Raw genomic sequence first — 17,105 nt, 5'->3', positions numbered from 1 at the left:
CCACCCCGGTAACGGCCGCCCCCGGTTCGCGGCGCCCGATGCGGCGGTACGCCGGCGGCAGCCCCCGGCGAGTTCGTCGCGCCGGCTCGCCGACGGGCCGGTGACCCGGCGGTGCCCGGCGGCCTGGCGTCGCCCCTCACCCCTGCTTCAGGACCGCCCGGGCCACCGCGTCCGGGCGGTCCAGCATGACCATGTGCCCGGAGGGCTCGACGGCCTCGAAGTGCGCGTCGCCGAGTTCGGCGGCGAGTGCGCGCTGCCGTGCCAGCCAGCGCCCCGTCGAGCGACGGCCGCGGCCGTCCGACGCGGCCAGCACGGTCACGGGCACGCCGTCCGGAAGCGGGAACCGGGTGCGCAGGGCGAGCAGTTCGGCAGCGACCGCGCGGTAGTGGGTGTTCTCCAGCAACGCGCCCTGGAGCACGCGCGAGGTGCCGTAGCAGCGGCGTACGAGCGTGGCGGGGGCCGGGTCACCGCCGCCTTCGCGGAACAGCCGGACCACGGTCCGGCGGAGGGCCGGACCGACCGCGGCGGGTGCTCCGACCGCCGTCAGCGCCGTGCCCAGGCCGTGTGCCACGGCCGTACGGACGGCGGGCGCGCGGGGCACTCCGGCGTTCTCCTCGATGCTGGCGTCGACCAGGACGAGCCCGGCCGTACGGGAGGGGTGGAGCCGGGCGAAGGCCTCCACGTGAAAGCCGGCGATGGAGTGTCCGACGACGGTGGCGGGCGGTCCGCCGAGCCCGAGGGCGTCGAGGATCCCGGCGATGCGGTGGGCCTCCCCGGCGGCGGACGGAGGCACCACGGCGGCGCCGCTCAGGCCGTGCCCCGGCCGGTCGAAGCGGACGACCGTGCGGTACGGGGCAAGCAGGGGCACGACGGGGTCCCAGTCGAACCAGCTCATGGCGAGGCCCGCACTGAGGACGCAGACGGGTCCGCTGCCCTCGGCCACCACGTGGTGGGGCACTCCTCCGATCCGTACGAACGTCACGCCGTCCCCCTCGCTCCCGGCCGCCCCGCACCCGGCCGGCTCCTGCCGTCCCGCGCCACGGACAGCGCGAGTACCGCCAGCCACCCTGCCACGACCAGCACCTGGAGTCGCTGCCCGGCGCCGAGCCACCAGATGCCGCGGCCCGCCTCGAAGGCGGCGACGGCGGTCAGCGTCCAGGCGGTGGCGGCGAGTTCGACGGCGACGAGACCCGGCCCGAACCGGCCCAGCGCGGGCCACCGGTGGTAGCGGCGGGCCGCGATCGTGAGCGCGACCATGCCGGTGAGCGCGCCCGTCATGGCGAGACCGGAACTGACGGCGTGCGCGGTGTGCGTGGCCGGGACGAGGCCCGCCGTCTCCAGGGCGGCGCACTCCGGGTCGTCGGTGGGCGCGCAGCTGAGCGGCAACCGCGAGTCGAGGGCGGTCGCCAGGCCGAACACGGCGACGGCGGTCCAGCCCGCGACGGACCACGGCCGTCTCGGACGCGTCGGCAGGGCGACGGCCGCCCCGGCGAGGACGAGCAGCCCGGCGGCGAGGTCCGTGGCGCGGAACAGGCCGCCGAAGGGCTGGTCCGCCGCCGAGAGTTCGCTGACGTACGCCCGGACCGGGTCGAGGCCGGTGGCCAGGAGCAGTTCGAGCACCCATGCGGTGTAGAGCAGGGAGCCGAGTGCGATGAGCAGCGCGACAGTTCTGGATGTACCGGATGTTTCGGGCATCGTGCCCCATGCTAGGTCGTGCCGCGTTCAGCCCCGCCCGGGGCCCGTCCCCCTGCGGGGGAGGTGCGCGCATGTTCGACCGACCGGAGGGCCATGTCCAGGCAGGAGCACACTCGTCAGACCTCTCGCACCCGTCGCGCCGTACTCGGTGCCGGGATCGCCGCCGCCGGATCGGGGTTGCTCGCCGCCTGCTCCGGCGGCGGGTCGGACGACGGCGGCCGTGGCGCGGCGGGTGCCCCGGCCGAGGGGTCCCCACCAGCCGACGGAAAGAAGGCCAGCGGTCCGGCGGCGGTCCGCAGCGTGAGCCCGCTCCGCACACGTACGTTCACGGCCACGCCCAGCACGGTCGACATCGGCCGCGGACGCACGTTCAAGACGTGGACGTACAACGACCGGCTGCCGGGCAAGGAGGTGCGGATCAACGCCGGGGACACGCTCGAGCTCACCCTGGCCAACCACCTGCCGGTGCCCACCACCGTGCACTGGCACGGCATCGCCCTCGAGAACAGGATGGACGGCGTGCCGGGCGTGACGCAGCCTGCGGTCAAGCCGGGCGGGACCTTCGCGTACCGCTTCACCGTGCCGCACGCCGGCACGTACTGGTTCCACCCCCACTACGGCGTGCAGATCGACAGCGGCATGTACGCACCGCTGATCGTGGAGGACCCGAAGGAGCCGCTCTCCTACGACCACGAGTGGGTCATCGTCCTGGACGACTGGATCGACGGCGTGGACGGGTCCACACCGGACGACGTGCTGTCGCAGCTCCGCAAGGGCAAGCCCGCCATGGGCCACGGCAACGCGCACGACGGCGGCCACCACGGCGACGGGGACGACCGGCGCGGGCGGGACCGCGAGGACGGAGCCGACGAGGACCGCGACGGGCGTCCGCGGTCCCGGCCGACCGGCGGGGTCGACGCCGGGTACGGGCCGGCCAGGGCCGAGGACCCGGACGCCGGACGCGACGCCCCCGGGCCGGGTGGCGGCAGGGGCCCGCGCCGGCTGATGAGCGGCGCCGTGAGCAAGCTGCTCGGCGGCCACGCGGGCGATGTCGCGTACCCGTACTACCTGATCAACGGGCGCACGGCGGACGACCCGACCGAGTTCAAGGCGAAGCCGGGCGACCGGATCCGGCTGCGGATCATCAACGCGGGCGGCGAGACGGCGTTCCGGGTGGCGCTCGGCGGCCACGAGATGACCGTCGTCCACTCGGACGGCTTCCCCGTCCACCCGTACAAGACCGACGCGCTGCTGCTGGGCATGGCCGAGCGGTACGACGTGATGGTCACCGCGAAGGACGGGGTGTTCCCTTTCACCGCGCTGGCGGAGGGCAAGCGGGGCTCGGCGATGGCCGTGCTCCGGACGGGCCGCGGGGCCACGCCCAAGCCGTCCACCCGCCCGTCGGAGCTGGACCGCAGGGTGCTGCAGTCGTCCGCGCGCCTGCGGCCGGAGGAGTCGGTGAGACTGGACCGGCGCCGCCCGGACCGTCTCATCCGGTTCACGCTGACCGGCGGCATGAAGCGGTACGACTGGGCCTTCGACCGGCAGCCGTACGACCCGGAGGTGCTCCACAGGGTCGAGTACGGCGAGCGGGTGCGGCTGGTGGTCATCAACGCCACGGACATGTGGCACCCCATGCACCTGCACGGCCACACCTTCGCCCTGGCCGGCATCGACGCGCTGGGCGCCCGCAAGGACACGGCGATCCTGCTGCCGCACCGCAAACTGGTGGCGGACTTCGACGCCGACAATCCGGGGCTGTGGATGTTCCACTGCCACAACATCTACCACTCGGAGTCCGGGATGATGACGACGCTGGCGTACGAGGACTGATCCCCGCCCGGGGGAGAAGGCACCCCTCCCCCGGGACCGGCGCCCCCGGTGCCCCCGGGGTGGCGCGCGCCACACAGCCGGGACATCGCGTCAGAAAGACGATTACACTGGGTGCGTGCCTCAACTTCGCCTCGCCCTGAATCAGATCGACTCGACCGTCGGCGACCTCGCCGGCAACGCCGAGTCGATCGTGCACTGGACCCGGCACGCCGCCGCGCAGGGGGCGCATCTCATCGCGTTCCCCGAGATGGCGCTGACCGGCTATCCCGTAGAGGACCTGGCCCTCCGGTCGTCCTTCGTCGAGGCGTCACGGGCCGCCCTGCGCGCGCTCGCCGTGCGTCTCGCCGACGAGGGCTTCGGGGAGATCCCCGTGATCGTCGGCTATCTCGACCGCTCGGAGAAGGCCCAGCCGCGGTACGGCCAGCCCGCCGGCGCCCCGCGGAACGCCGCGGCCGTGCTGCACGGCGGCCGGGTGGCGCTGACCTTCGCCAAGCACCACCTGCCCAACTACGGCGTCTTCGACGAGTTCCGGTACTTCGTGCCGGGCGACACCATGCCCGTCGTCCGCGTCCACGGTGTCGATGTCGCGCTCGCCATCTGCGAGGACCTCTGGCAGGACGGCGGCCGGGTCCCCGCCGCCCGGTCCGCCGGGGCCGGGCTGCTGGTCTCGATCAACGCCTCGCCGTACGAGCGGAACAAGGACGACACCCGGCTGGAACTGGTCCGCAAGCGCGCCCAGGAGGCCGGCTGCACCACCGCGTACCTCGCGATGATCGGCGGCCAGGACGAGCTCGTCTTCGACGGCGACTCGATCGTCGTCGACCGGGACGGGGAGGTGATCGCGCGCGCACCGCAGTTCGCCGAGGGCAGCGTGATCCTGGACCTCGACCTCCCGGCCGCGGACGCCGACGCCCCGACGGGCCTGGTGGACGACGGGCTGACCGTCGACCGGATCGTCCTCTCCGAGGACCCGCTCCCGTCGTGGGAGCCGGAGCTGACGGGCGGGTACGCTCAGCGGCTCGACGACGAGGAGGAGGTGTACTCGGCCCTGGTCGTCGGGCTGCGCGCGTACGTCGCCAAGAACGGCTTCCGCTCGGTCGTCGTCGGCCTCTCCGGAGGTATCGATTCGGCACTGGTCGCCGCGATCGCCTGCGACGCGTTGGGGGCGGAGAACGTCTACGGCCTCTCCATGCCGTCCAAGTACTCCTCTGACCACTCCCGGGACGACGCGGCCGAGCTCGCCCGGCGCACGGGGCTGAACTTCCGCACCGTGTCGATCGAGCCGATGTTCGACGCCTTCATGGGCTCGCTCTCGCTGACCGGTCTGGCGGAGGAGAACCTCCAGTCACGGCTGCGCGGGACGACGCTGATGGCCGTCTCCAACCAGGAGGGCCACATCGTGCTCGCGCCGGGCAACAAGTCCGAGCTGGCGGTGGGCTACTCAACGCTGTACGGCGACTCGGTCGGCGCGTACGGGCCGATCAAGGACGTGTACAAGTCCTCCGTCTTCAGGCTGGCGAAGTGGCGCAACCGGGCGGCCGAGGAGCGCGGCAGGACCGCGCCCATCCCCGAGAACTCGATCGTCAAGCCGCCGAGCGCCGAACTGCGGCCGGGGCAGGTCGACACCGACTCGCTTCCCGACTACGACGTGCTCGACGGGATCCTGGAGCTGTACGTCGACCGCGACCGGGGCAAGGACGCGATCGTGGCGGCGGGCTACGACGAGGAGCTGGTGGCGAGGGTGCTGCGGCTCGTCGACACCGCCGAGTACAAGCGGCGGCAGTACCCGCCGGGCACGAAGATCTCCGCGAAGGGCTTCGGCAAGGACCGCCGGCTGCCGATCACGAATCGCTGGCGCGAGATGACGGCGCGCTGACGCGCGGCCCGTCCGTGGCGAAGGGGGCTTCCCACGTCGTCGTGGGAAGCCCCCTTCGCCGTGCGGTCGAGCAGCCCGGGCGGTCACCGCGGGACCCGGAAAGGCGGGACCCGGAAAGGTGGAGCCCGGGAAGGCGGGACCCGGGAAGACGGAACCGCGGGAAGACGGAACCGCGGGAAGACGGGACCCGGGGACGCGGGACCCGGGAAGGCGGGACCCGGGAAGGCGGGACCCGGGAAGGCGGGACCCGGGAAGGCGGGACCCGGGACCGGGAAGGCGGGACCCGGGAAGGCGGGACCCGGGAAGGCGGGACCCGGGGAGACGGGACCCGGGGAGACGGGACCCGGGGAGACGGGACCCGGGGAGACGGGACCCGGGGAGACGGGACCCGGGGAGACGGGACCCGGGGAGACGGGACCCGGGGAGACGGGACCCGGGGAGACGGGGCGAACCGGGTCAGAGACGGATACCGGCCGCTATGGGCAGATGGTCGCTGGCCGTGCGAGGCAGCGTCCAGGACGAGACCGGCTCGACGCCCTTCACCATGATCTGGTCGATCCGGGCCATCGGGAACGACGCCGGCCAGCTGAAACCGAAACCGTCGCCGGCGGCGCCCTGTGTGGAGCGCATCTGCGAGGTGACCGCGTTCAGGGCGCGGTCGTTCATCGTGCCGTTGAGGTCTCCCAGGAGCACGACCCTGCCCACCGGGTCGCGGGCGATCGCCTCGCCGAGCGCGTCGGCACTGGTGTCCCGCTGGCTGGCGGTGAACCCGGCGTTCATCTTGACCCGCACCGACGGCAGGTGTGCGACGTACACCGAAAGGTCGCCGGACGGGGTGGCCACGGTGGAGCGCATGGCGCGGACCCAGCCCAGCTGGATGTCGACGGGCCGGGTGTCGCTCATCGGGTACTTGCTCCACAGCCCGACCGTGCCCTGGACGGAGTGGTAGCGGTACTGGGACGCCAGCGCCTTCTCGTACGCCGGGACCGCGTCGCCCGTCAGTTCCTCCAGGGCGACGACGTCGGCGCCCGAGGCGGCGACCTCGCGGGCGGTGCCCTCCGGGTCGGTGTTCTCGGCGTTCACGTTGTGGGTGGCGACGGTGAGGACCTCCCCGCCGCCCGACTTGTCCGTGAGCAGTCCGCCGAAGAGGTTCAGCCACACGATCGCCGGGACGAGCAGCGCGACCAGCGCCGTCGCCGATCGCCGCAGGAGCGCGAGGACCAGCAGCACCGGCACCAGGAGCCCCAGCCAGGGCAGGAACGTCTCGGTGAGACTGCCCACGTTGCCGATCCTGTTGGGGATCTGCGCGTGGAGGACCATCAGCAGGCCGGTGGCCGCCGCGACGACCGCGAGGACGACACCGCGCCGCCAGATCCCCGGATCTCTCCGCAAACGGTCGAGCAGGGCCCGGATCCGGGAACCGGGGCGGGGGTCCTCCGCGCTGCCGTGTCCCGATTCCGTCATGTATGCCTGCCGCATGTGCATAGTCCTCACTGCCTTGCCCTGCACACCTCGCCCGCCACGACCCTAGGCGATACCGGGTGTGTTTCTGCCGTACGGGTTCGAGGACGGCCGGGCGCCGCGACGGGTTCCGATCAAGGTCCGCGACGGCGCGGCTGTGACAGAACGCGCATATTGGCCGTGCGGCGGGGAGGCCGGACGGGCCCGGCGAAGGCGGAACGGCCGGGACGGCGGGACGGCCGGGACGGCCGGGACGGCGGGACGGCCGGGACGGCCGGGCGGCGAGGCGGCGAGGCGGCGAGGCGGACGATCGGTACTACAACGCCGCACGGTCGCGCCGAGGTTCGGACGATCGGTACGGCCACCGCCGCACGGTCGCGCCGGCCTCCTGCCGGACGGTCAGGACGACGACGGCCCGAGGCCCTCCAGCACCGCCGTGACCATGCGCTCCGCGAGGTCGCCGGGCAGCGGGGCCTCGGGACGCATCACGGCACGCACGAGCATCGGGCCGACCAGGAGGTCGTTGAGCAGGTCGATGTCCAGGTCGTCGCGGATCTCGCCGCGGGCGACGCCGCGGCGCAGGATCTCCAGCACGGTCGCCCGGCGCGGGTCGATGACGGTCGCGACATACGCGTCCCACAGCCTGGGGTGGCTCTTCATCTGGGCGCGCACGTTGTGCAGCAGTGCGGACGAGCGCTGGGCGAGGCCGCGGAGGCGGACCGACTCCAGCATGACGACGAGGTCGTCACGGGCGGAGGTGCCGGGCATCGCGGGATCCGGCGGCTCGATGTCCCGCAGGACGTCGACGAACAACTCCTCCTTGTCGGCCCAGCGCCGGTAGATGGTGGCCTTGCCGACCCCGGCCGTACGGGCGATGCGCTCGATGGAGATGTCGCCCAGCGGCAGTCCCTCCTCCAGCAGGGTCACCACCGCCTCGCGGATCGAGCGCTCCGCCGCCTCGCTGCGGGGCCGGCCGCGCCGAGGAGCGCTCGCGCCTGCCCCGGCGGCGCTCGCGGCACCCGGGCGCCCGCCCGTTGCCGTACCCGTGCCCCGTGTCGCTCCGGTCCCGCTCGCCACAGCCGCCTCCACTCCGCCCCGCCCTCCCCGTGGCGCCCTTGCGTGAGGTGCGCCTCGTCGCGTCTCCCGGTCCGCCCCTCGGCGTGTGCCTCGATTCTCGCGGACCCCGGTCATACCCGGGCCACCCCCGCCGCCGGGCGCTCGTCCGGCAGGGCCGGTGCGTCCGCGGGCTTCCGCCGGCCGGGGAGATACATGGCCACGACGACCGCGCCGATGAGCGTCACCGTCGCCGCGCACAGCGCCGCCAGGTGCATGGCGACGAGGAACGCCTGGTGCGCGGGCGCGATCAGGAGCTGTCCGGCGGGGCCGAGCCGTTCGGCGACGGCCAGTGTCGCCTCCAGCGACTCGCCCGCCGCGTGCTTCGCCTCGTCCGGGACGCCGGGGGCGCGCTCCAGGGTGCTCTCGATCCCGCCCCGGTACGCGGCCGACAGCAGGGAGCCGAGAACGGCCACGCCCAGCGCCCCGCCGACCTGCCGGAAGGTGTTGTTGATCGCGGAGGCCACGCCCGCCTTCTCCCTCGGCAGCGCCTGCATGACCGTGACCGTGACGGGCGACATGACGTGCCCCATGCCGGCGCCCTGCACGAAGAAGGCGAGCTCCAGCGCCCACAGCGGGGTCGAGGTGTCGAAGAAGGCGAAGCAGGCGAGCCCGGTCGAGATCATCATCATTCCGGCCGTGCAGGTCGCCTTGGCCCCGAACCGGGCGACGGCCAGCCGGGCGCGCGGTGCGGACAGCGACTGGGCCACCGCGAGCGGCAGCACCAGCAGACCGGCCTGCAGCGGGCTGTGGCCGAGCACGCTCTGGAGGTAGAACACCGAGAAGAACGCGACGCCCATCATCGAGAGGAAGGCGAGAGCGGTCGCGGTGATCGCGGCGGAGAACGCGGGATTCCTGAAGTACGAGAAGTCCAGTGCCGGGTGGTCGATGCGGTGCTCGTACACCACGAACACCGCCAGCACGGTGAGCCCGCCGACCAGGGGCAGCAGCACGGACCGGTCGGAGAGCGAGGCGAGTTCACCGCCGTGGATGATCCCGTAGACGAGCAGGACGAGCCCGACGATGGACAGCAGCACGCCGACGGGGTCGATCCGGCCGGGTTCGGGGTCCCGGGAGTCGGGGACGAGCAGGGCCATCGCGACGAAGCCGACGACCACCACCGGCACGTTCACCAGGAAGATCGAACCCCACCAGAAGTGTTCCAGCAGCAGCCCGCCCGTGAGCGGACCGAGGGCGATGGCGATGCCCACGCCGCCCGCCCAGATGCCGATGGCCTTGGGCTGCTCGTCCCGTTCGAAGACGTTCATGAGGACGGCGAGGGTCGCCGGCATCACGAACGCGGCGCCGAGGCCCATCACCGCGCGGTAGGCGATGAGCTCGCCGGACGAGCCGGAGAACGCGGCCAGCGCCGAGCCGATGCCGAACACGGCCATGCCGAACAGCAGGGTCCTCCTGCGGCCCGCGCGGTCGCCGATCAGACCGGCCGTGAACAGCAGGGCGGCGAAGACGAGGGTGTAGGAGTTGATGGCCCATTCCAGCTCCCCCTGTGTGGCGCCGATACCCACGGGCGCCGGGGAGGCGATGGTCTTGACCGCCACGTTGAGGACCGAGTGGTCCAGCACCATGATGAGCACGGTGAACATCAGAACGGCGAGAATGAGCCAGCGGCGTCGGTGAACGGCTTCCGGAACCCGGGGTGGGGCGGGGGGTGCGCCCGGCGGTGTGGACATGATCGCAGCGTATTTCTATACGGCACCGTCTCGTATAGAAATGCTGGGCCGTTGGTGTCGGGACCGGCCAACTTCGCGGCAGTGTGAACGGGGGCACTTCACGCGGCGGGCGCGGGGATGCCACCATGGACGCGGTCCGGGGACGCCGTCAGGGCGCCTCGAGATGACGAAGGAGCCGTTCACCATGACGCTTCAGGCTGCCCAGACGCGGCCCGCCGACAGCAGCGGCAAGGCGCTGTACGGCGGCAAGGGCACTCGCCGCATCTCCGTCCACGACATCGCCGCCGCCAAGGAGCGCGGCGAGAAGTGGCCCATGCTCACCGCCTACGACGCCATGACGGCGTCCGTCTTCGACGAGGCCGGCATCCCGGTGATGCTGGTCGGCGACTCGATGGGCAACTGTCACCTCGGCTACGACTCCACCGTGCCCGTCACGATGGACGAGATGACGCTGCTGTCCGCGGCCGTCGTACGGGGCACCAGGCGCGCCCTGATCGTCGGCGACCTCCCCTTCGGCTCGTACCAGGAGGGTCCCGTCCAGGCGCTGCGCTCGGCTACCCGGCTGGTCAAGGAGGCCGGGGTCGGCGCCGTCAAGCTGGAGGGCGGGGAGCGCTCCCTGCCGCAGACCGAGATGCTGGTGCAGGCGGGCATCCCGGTCATGTCCCACCTGGGTCTGACCCCGCAGTCGGTCAACACGATGGGGTACCGCGTGCAGGGCCGCGGGGACGAGGCGGCCCACCGGCTGCTGAGCGACGCCAAGGCGGCCCAGGACGCGGGCGCGTTCGCCGTCGTCCTCGAACTCGTACCCGCGGAGCTCGCGGCCGAGGTCACCCGTTCGCTGCACATCCCGACCATCGGTATCGGCGCCGGCCCGGACACGGACGCTCAGGTCCTCGTCTGGACGGACATGGCCGGGCTGACGGGCGGCAAGGTGCCGCGCTTCACCAGGCAGTACGCGAATCTGCGGCAGACGCTGGGCGACGCGGCGAAGGCGTTCGCCGAGGACGTCGCCGGCGGTGCGTTCCCTGCCGAGGAGCACACCTTCCACTGACCGCCGCGGCCGGGCGCCGGCGCCCGTACCGTCACCACCCGTACCTCTCGATCCACTGCGGCACCACGGCAGCCCGCCGATCTTCCCCCGTCGGCGGGCTGCCTCCTTTCCCGATGCGGCCGGGGCCGGCCCAGGGCGGCTGCCGAGAGCGACGACACGCCGAAGAGCTCCGCCACGAGCCCCCGGCGGACGCCAGGGGTGCCGCCGGCGGGTCAGGGATGGCCACGGGCGTCCCCCGTCTCTCTCGCCACGGCGTCGCCACGGCGCCCACGCCGCCCGGACCACGCCCGGGCGATCCGGGTCGGGAAGCCGGCGCCGGCGTACCTCACGATGGCGAACAGAAGCGCGTCGGCCCTGCGCAGCGAAGCGAGCCCGGCAGCCGTCGCCACCATGAGCAGGTGTCGCCCGGGAGAACACGCGCCCGGCGCGGTAGCCGGCCCTCGCCTCCGGCCGTGCGAAGAGCCCCGCCCCGCCTGACATGTGCCGCTTCCCGGCGATGGCTCGGTGCTGCTCTCGCCACGACGAGGGCCGCCGGTCCTGGCACCGGGCCGCGTGTCGGCGGCCTGTCGGCGATATGTCGGCGGCGGTCGGGACGATGGCGTCATGACGCGAACCGACAAGAACGCCGTCGAGGTACGGGGCCTCGTCAAACACTACGGCGGGACGAAGGCGCTGGACGGGGTGGACCTCGATGTCCGGGAGGGCACCGTCCTCGGTGTCCTCGGGCCCAACGGCGCCGGCAAGACCACGCTGGTCCGCTGCCTCTCGACTCTGATCACCCCGGACGCCGGACGCGCCACGGTCGCCGGCCACGACGTGGTGCGCCGGCCCCGGCAGCTCCGCCGCGCGATCGGCCTGACCGGCCAGTACGCCTCCGTGGACGAGAAGCTGTCCGGCCGGGAGAACCTGTACCTGATCGGGCGGCTGCTCGATCTGTCCCGCAAGGACGCCCGGCGCCGGTCGGACGAACTGCTGGAACGGTTCTCGCTCACGGACGCCGCGAAGCGCCCGGCCGCCACCTACTCCGGCGGAATGCGCCGGCGGCTCGACCTGGCCGCCTCGATGATCGGCCGGCCCGCCGTGCTGTTCCTGGACGAGCCCACGACGGGGCTGGATCCGCGGACCCGCAACGAGGTGTGGGACGAGGTGCAGCGGATGGTCGCCGAGGGCGTCACCGTCCTGCTCACCACCCAGTACATGGAGGAGGCCGAGCAGCTGGCGCACGCGCTGACGGTCGTCGACCGGGGCCGGGTCATCGCCGAGGGCGGGGTCGCCGAGCTGAAGGCGAAGGTCGGCGGACGCACCCTGCGGATCCGGCCGGCCGACGCGGCGCAGCTGGCCGCGATGGCGTCGGCGGTGCGCGAGGCGGGCCTCGACGGTGTCGCCGGCGTCCAGGCCGTCCCGGACGAGGGCGTGCTCCACATCCCGATCCTCAGCGACGAGCAACTGACCGCCGTCGTGGGCCTGCTGGGCTCCCGGGGTTTCGCCCTCTCCGACATCGGGACCGAACTGCCCAGCCTGGACGAGGTCTTCCTGGCCATCACCGGCCGGCGGACCGCCTCCGTCACCGACGCGCTCCCCCAGGAGGTCGCGGCATGAGCGCCGCCACGGCAACCGTTCCCGCAGCCGCCGCCGACGACGGGCGGATCGGTCCGCGCGGCAGTCTCCGGCACATCGGTGCGCTGGTCCGCCGCAATCTGCTGTGGATCCGGCAGGACCCGGAGTCCATGATGGACGCGGTGCTGATGCCGATCGTGCTCACCCTGCTGTTCGTGTTCGTCTTCGGCGGCGCGATCGCCGGCAAGGGCAACCACGACGCCTACGTCGACTACGTCGTCCCCGGGCTGATGGCGATGATGGGCATGAACATCGCGATGGGCGTCGGCACCGGCTTCAGCCAGGACTTCCGAAGCGGTGTGATGGACCGCTTCCGGTCCCTGCCGATCGCCCGCTCCTCCGTGCTGATCGCCAAGATCGTCGTCGAGATCGGCCGGATGCTGGTCGCCACGGCGATCCTGTTGACGGTCGGCTTCCTGCTCGGTCTGTCCGTGAACGACGTACCGGGTCTCCTGGCGGCAGTCGGACTGTCGCTGGTCTTCGGCTCCTCGATCATGTGGATCTTCCTCACCATGGGCGTGACGATGAAGAACGCCCAGACCATCCAGGGAATGGGGTTCCTGGTGCTGATGCCGCTGCAGTTCGGTTCCTCGATCTTCGCCCCGACCGACTCCATGCCCGGCTGGCTGCGGGCCTTCACCGACCACAACCCGCTGTCGTCGCTGGCCGACGCGGCCCGCGGGCTGATGAACGGCGGCCCGGTGGCCCATGACGTGTGGGTGACGCTGATCTGGTCGGCGGTGATCACCGCGGTGATGGCCCCGGTGGCGATCAGGAAGTTCCGGACGAAGTCCTGAAACTCCCGGCTCCGGTCGTGCGCGGGCGGCGCCCTCTCTCCCGGATGAGGACGCCGCCCCCGGCGCGCCGGGCCGTGAACTCCGCGGCGCCGAGCAGGGCGCGGACGGTCCGCTCCGCACGGTCGTGGCTCTCCCGTCCGTACGGTCATGGCTCTCCCGTCCGTACGGTCATGGCTCTCCCGCTCCAGGGTGCTGACCGCGACACGCCCGGCCGCTTCGCCTGCTCGTACACGCCGGGCAGCCGTGCGGCATCCCCGCACCTGCTCCGGACCGGGTCCCGCCCGTGCCTCGGCCGCGGTGAGCAGTTGGACCGCGGACAGGTACGGCGCCACCGTCGCCGAAGCCCGCCCGCCCGTTCTCCGCGACGTCCGCGCCGCTCCCCGCCGGGTTCCGGCAGCGCGGCGGAACTCCCGCCCCGCCCGGGACGTTCTGGCCATGCCGCCTGTACGGTCGGCATTCGGCCTGCGGATCCGCCGATCACGGCCGACCGAGAACCAGCCATGCACGTAGCCGCCGATCACGCCCCGGGAGCGCCCTCGATGACCTCGGCCACCACCCGCTCCAGCGACCGGGCGGTCTCGCCCGTCTTCCTCGGCATCGCCGCGATCATGGCGGTGACGGGCTGGGCGGTCTGGACGGACTTCGCGGACAGCCCGGGCGTCGCGGTGTTCCTGTTCGTGACGGCCGCGTGGATCGTGTCGCTCTGTCTGCACGAGTACGCGCACGCCCGCACCGCCCTGCACGGCGGGGACCTCACGGTCGGTGCCAAGGGTTATCTGACGCTCAACCCGCTGAAGTACACGCACGCGGTGCTGAGCATCGTACTGCCCGTCCTCTTCGTGATCATGGGCGGTATCGGCCTGCCCGGCGGTGCGGTCTTCATCGAGCGGCACCGGATCAAGGGGCGCTGGAAGCACAGCCTGATCTCCGCGGCGGGCCCGCTGACGAACGTCCTGTTCGCGGTCGTCTGCACGGCGCCGTTCTGGCTCGGCGCCCTCGAGGGCGTACCCCTCGGCTTCCGATTCGCCCTGGCTTTCCTGGCGCTGCTGCAGGTCACTGCGGCGATCCTGAACTTCCTGCCCGTTCCGGGCCTGGACGGGTACGGGGTGATCGAGCCCTGGCTGTCGTACGGCTTCCGCCGTCAGGTGGAGCCCTTCGCGCCGTTCGGGCTGCTGGCGGTGTTCGCCGTCCTCTTCATCCCCGAGGTGAACCACGCGTTCTTCGACGCGATCTTCGCCCTGATGGACGGGCTCGGGGTGTCACGGACGGAGGTCGCCTGCGGCCAGGACCTGTACCGCTTCTGGACCGAGCAGTACCCGGAGTGCACGGCGCTGCTCGACCGCTAGGGCGTGTTCTGAGTTGAGATCACGGGAGGGCTGGCAGGCTGCGTAACCAGAGGATGGATCCGCGCAAGTGGAGCCCGGCGGCATAGCTCTCGGGCGTCTTGTCGTAGCGAGTGGCCAGCCCCCGCCATTCCTTGAACTTGTTGATGGCGCGCTCGACGGTGTTGCGATCTTTGTAGAGCGCGGCGTCGTGGCTGACCGGGCGTCCGCCGGAGCGTCCCTTCTTCTTGCGGTTGGCGGTCTGGTCGGCCTTCTCCGGGATCACCGCCTTAATGTTGCGTCTGCGCAGGTGGGCGCGGTTGGCGCGGGAGGAGTACGCCTTGTCGCCAGCGACCGCGTCCGGCCGGGTCCTGGGGCGGCCGACCGGGACACGCACCTTGATCTTCTTGAGGACCGGGATGAAGCGCGGACTGTCCGCGGCCTGGCCGGGGGTGAGGATGATGGACAGCGGGCGGCACCGCCGCTCGACGGCGAGGTGGACCTTGCTGGTCAGCCCGCCCCGGGAGCGGCCCAGTTCGGCGGCCCGCAGCCGGGCCCTGCGGCGTCGGCGCACGGCGCGGCGCTGTTCCCGCCCGGAGTCCTCCATGTCCGCGGGTTGCTCGCCTACGGGGTTGTTTTGTCCCTTTGCTGCAGCCCCTTTTCCTCCGCCACGGCCTTCTCCAGGTCCTCGAGGAGTTCCGGGGCGACGACCATGCCCGCCGCGTGGTGATGCGCGCGGGCAACAGTCGAGTCCACGCTGACCAGGCTGAGATCTACATCGTCGCGGGCCGCCGCCTCGGCGATCATCGCGTCCATGAGGGCCTGAAAGACCCCCTCACGCACCCACATCCGGAACCTGTCGTAGATCGTCGACCAGGAGCCGTAGCTCTCCGGCACATCTCGCCAGGGGCAGCCGGTGCGGAACCGCCACATCACCGCGTTGAAGTAGCTGCGCAGGTCAGGGATCGGTCCGAACGCACCCAGCGGCAGGTGCGGCTCGACCAACCCCCACTCGGCATCGGTCAGATCGCCACGAGTCACGCGACCGGTCTATCGCAACCGGCACCCTCCTGGAGCGGGAATGACCGAGCTCGTGATCTCAACCCAGAACACGCCCTAGTACTACAGGGCTAGATCTTGATCATCTGAAGCTGTAGCCGCCTTCTGAAATGGTGCCGTCGCGCCTCCGCTTGATGCGCGCGCCGCCAGATCGACCAGCGAAGTCCCTGGTCAATGGCGATGCGAGTCAGGCCGATCAGGTTGAACAGGCGCCGGACCTCGGCGACGGTCAGGGCCGCGAGCCGCCGCGTTCGCGGCCCGCGCCCGCCGCCCAGGTTCGAAGAGCCCCCTTTTGCGGGGTTCGGGCCATCGCGGCCAGGAACGCCAACGCCAGCATGGACAGGGTGATATGGCGATACCAGGCGTCGTATTTGCGTACCTGGTAGTTGTCCAGCCCGGCCTGCTGCTTGGCCGCCTCGAAACACTCCTCGACCGGCCAGCGCAGTCCTATGACCGCCACCAGTTCCGACAGTGATTCCCCGCGCGGGTTGTAGCAGTGGAAGTAGGCGAGCTCCCCATCCGCGATGGAGCGGCGTACTACGTACTGGCGCCCGTCCCGCCCGGCGATTACCGCCCAGTCGTAGGTGCGGAACCCTTTGGCTCCGATCCCGCAGGCACGCCGGGAGAAGTCCCCCGGCCGCAGGTGTGATGCCAGGTTGTCCAACCGGGTCGGAGTGTCGGGGTTGGTGGAGATGCCCGCGGTGTTCACGTCGGTAGATTTCGGAACGGCCATGCAGTAGGCAATGTCCTCTGCTTCCAGATACCTGCGCAGAATCCTGTTCTGGCCGAACTCCTCGTCCGCAACGAACCACGAAAACGGCACCCCGGCCGCCACGGCGCGCTCGATCATGGCCTGGACCTGCTGCGGACGGGTGCGGAAGACCACCTCGTCCGGGATCCCCGCCTCCCGGCGGCGTTCGAAGTCGACGGCCCAGGAATCCTTGGGCAGGTAGAGCTCCCGGTCGATCAGTACACGGTCGCCACGACGGTTGGCGTAGGCCAGGAACGACCCGATCTGGCAATTGTCGACACGTCCGAGGGTGCCGGAATACTGCCGCTGGACCCCGGCGGATTTGGTGCCCTTCTTCGCGAAGCCGGTGGGGTCGGCGATCAGCACGCCCCGGGGATCCGCGAAGCGTTCCATGGCGTAGTCGCAGACCAGGTCCCGCATCAGAGCCGCGCTCCACGGGGTGAGGTTCAAGAACCGCTGGAGTGCTTTGGGCTCCTTCTCGCCGGCGAACTCAGCCATGGTCCAGCCGTTCTTGCGCTGCAACGGGGAGAGGAGCCCACGTAAGTACTGAAGGGCGTGCCCTTGGGATTCCGGGCGGTAGAACAGGGGGGTTATCCGCTCACCCAGCGCGGCGAACTCGCGGTCCCAGACGGCTAAATCGGCAGGGCTCACTGCGTCCGACGAAGAATCTTGATCATGGGGCTGTGTCGTGGCCACAGGCAGAGCCTCCCATCACCCCATGATCAAGATCTAGCCCTGTAGTACTAGTCCCGCAATCCCCGGGGGACCGGCGCGCGGCGTCTGGTACGTGCGATCGCAAGGCGCGAGGATCGTCCTCGTACTGGACGTACCCGGATGAC

Annotated in this window: 12 protein-coding genes and 1 pseudogene; 6 read left to right on the top strand and 7 right to left on the bottom strand. The window is 71.7% G+C overall.

The genetic code is table 11. The features are described from left to right. Window positions 1-136: 136 nt before the first annotated feature. Together FEF34_RS28540 and FEF34_RS28535 are read right to left on the bottom strand one after the other, a co-directional pair. Window positions 137-982, bottom strand: a complete 846-nt coding sequence (locus tag FEF34_RS28540) for an alpha/beta fold hydrolase (protein ID WP_138055714.1) — start codon at window positions 980-982, stop codon at window positions 137-139. Further along, the gene (locus FEF34_RS28535; protein ID WP_138055713.1) at window positions 979-1,695 is read right to left on the bottom strand and encodes a DUF998 domain-containing protein; all 717 of its coding nucleotides are present in this window, start codon (window positions 1,693-1,695) and stop codon (window positions 979-981) included. Before FEF34_RS28535 ends, FEF34_RS28540 begins: the two co-directional genes overlap by 4 nt. Window positions 1,696-1,788: 93 nt before the next feature. Here FEF34_RS28535 and FEF34_RS28530 point away from each other — a divergent pair, with 93 nt between their 5' ends. Together FEF34_RS28530 and FEF34_RS28525 are read left to right on the top strand one after the other, a co-directional pair. Continuing rightward, entirely contained in the window at window positions 1,789-3,528 is a 1,740-nt protein-coding gene (locus FEF34_RS28530) for a multicopper oxidase family protein (protein ID WP_138055712.1), read from the top strand. Between the two features lie 115 nt (window positions 3,529-3,643). Further along, window positions 3,644-5,404 (top strand): NAD+ synthase, encoded by a 1,761-nt coding sequence (locus FEF34_RS28525; protein WP_171053129.1) that lies wholly within the window; start codon window positions 3,644-3,646, stop codon window positions 5,402-5,404. 456 nt (window positions 5,405-5,860) lie between these two features. Here the strand turns inward: FEF34_RS28525 and FEF34_RS28520 are convergent, their stop codons facing one another. From FEF34_RS28520 to FEF34_RS28510, 3 genes are all read right to left on the bottom strand, one after another. Further along, window positions 5,861-6,883, bottom strand: coding sequence for an endonuclease/exonuclease/phosphatase family protein (locus tag FEF34_RS28520; RefSeq protein ID WP_138055711.1), 1,023 nt, complete (start codon window positions 6,881-6,883; stop codon window positions 5,861-5,863). A 381-nt stretch (window positions 6,884-7,264) separates the two neighbouring features. Next, window positions 7,265-7,942 (bottom strand): TetR/AcrR family transcriptional regulator, encoded by a 678-nt coding sequence (locus FEF34_RS28515; RefSeq protein WP_234042599.1) that lies wholly within the window; start codon window positions 7,940-7,942, stop codon window positions 7,265-7,267. Window positions 7,943-8,052: 110 nt separating this feature from the next. Next, the gene (locus FEF34_RS28510) at window positions 8,053-9,669 is read right to left on the bottom strand and encodes an MFS transporter (RefSeq protein WP_171053128.1); all 1,617 of its coding nucleotides are present in this window, start codon (window positions 9,667-9,669) and stop codon (window positions 8,053-8,055) included. A 184-nt stretch (window positions 9,670-9,853) separates the two neighbouring features. Here FEF34_RS28510 and panB point away from each other — a divergent pair, with 184 nt between their 5' ends. The 4 genes from panB to FEF34_RS28490 all read left to right on the top strand — a co-directional run bounded on the left by panB (window position 9,854) and on the right by FEF34_RS28490 (window position 14,480). Further along, window positions 9,854-10,720 carry a 3-methyl-2-oxobutanoate hydroxymethyltransferase gene (panB, locus tag FEF34_RS28505; RefSeq protein WP_138055710.1) on the top strand — a complete coding sequence of 289 codons (867 nt, stop codon included), beginning with the start codon at window positions 9,854-9,856 and terminating at the stop codon, window positions 10,718-10,720. A 603-nt stretch (window positions 10,721-11,323) separates the two neighbouring features. Next, window positions 11,324-12,319: an ATP-binding cassette domain-containing protein gene (locus FEF34_RS28500; RefSeq protein ID WP_138055709.1), complete on the top strand. Its 996-nt coding sequence runs from the start codon at window positions 11,324-11,326 to the stop codon at window positions 12,317-12,319. After that, window positions 12,316-13,134 (top strand): ABC transporter permease, encoded by an 819-nt coding sequence (locus FEF34_RS28495; protein WP_138055708.1) that lies wholly within the window; start codon window positions 12,316-12,318, stop codon window positions 13,132-13,134. Before FEF34_RS28500 ends, FEF34_RS28495 begins: the two co-directional genes overlap by 4 nt. 539 nt (window positions 13,135-13,673) lie before the next feature. Continuing rightward, entirely contained in the window at window positions 13,674-14,480 is an 807-nt protein-coding gene (locus FEF34_RS28490; RefSeq protein WP_138055707.1) for a site-2 protease family protein, read from the top strand. 19 nt (window positions 14,481-14,499) lie between these two features. Here the strand turns inward: FEF34_RS28490 and FEF34_RS28485 are convergent. After that, window positions 14,500-15,497 (bottom strand): annotated as a pseudogene (locus tag FEF34_RS28485) (IS5 family transposase). Window positions 15,498-15,744: 247 nt separating this feature from the next. Continuing rightward, window positions 15,745-16,917, bottom strand: a complete 1,173-nt coding sequence (locus FEF34_RS28480) for an IS701 family transposase (protein WP_138057454.1) — start codon at window positions 16,915-16,917, stop codon at window positions 15,745-15,747. Window positions 16,918-17,105 lie beyond the last annotated feature (188 nt).

Origin of the sequence: Streptomyces marianii (assembly GCF_005795905.1) — a bacterium.
Lineage (GTDB): Bacteria > Actinomycetota > Actinomycetes > Streptomycetales > Streptomycetaceae > Streptomyces > Streptomyces marianii.
The sequence above is the reverse complement of the archived record's forward strand: the minus strand, read 5'-3'. Positions and strand labels throughout refer to the sequence as shown.

Coding starts and splice junctions, on each gene's coding strand:
- FEF34_RS28535 (WP_138055713.1), bottom strand. CDS start 1,695: ATGCCCGAAACATCCGGTACATCCAGAACTGTCGCGCTGCTCATCGCA.
- FEF34_RS28530 (WP_138055712.1), top strand. CDS start 1,789: ATGTCCAGGCAGGAGCACACTCGTCAGACCTCTCGCACCCGTCGCGCC.
- FEF34_RS28520 (WP_138055711.1), bottom strand. CDS start 6,883: ATGCGGCAGGCATACATGACGGAATCGGGACACGGCAGCGCGGAGGAC.
- FEF34_RS28510 (WP_171053128.1), bottom strand. CDS start 9,669: ATGTCCACACCGCCGGGCGCACCCCCCGCCCCACCCCGGGTTCCGGAA.
- panB (WP_138055710.1), top strand. CDS start 9,854: ATGACGCTTCAGGCTGCCCAGACGCGGCCCGCCGACAGCAGCGGCAAG.
- FEF34_RS28500 (WP_138055709.1), top strand. CDS start 11,324: ATGACGCGAACCGACAAGAACGCCGTCGAGGTACGGGGCCTCGTCAAA.
- FEF34_RS28495 (WP_138055708.1), top strand. CDS start 12,316: ATGAGCGCCGCCACGGCAACCGTTCCCGCAGCCGCCGCCGACGACGGG.
- FEF34_RS28490 (WP_138055707.1), top strand. CDS start 13,674: ATGACCTCGGCCACCACCCGCTCCAGCGACCGGGCGGTCTCGCCCGTC.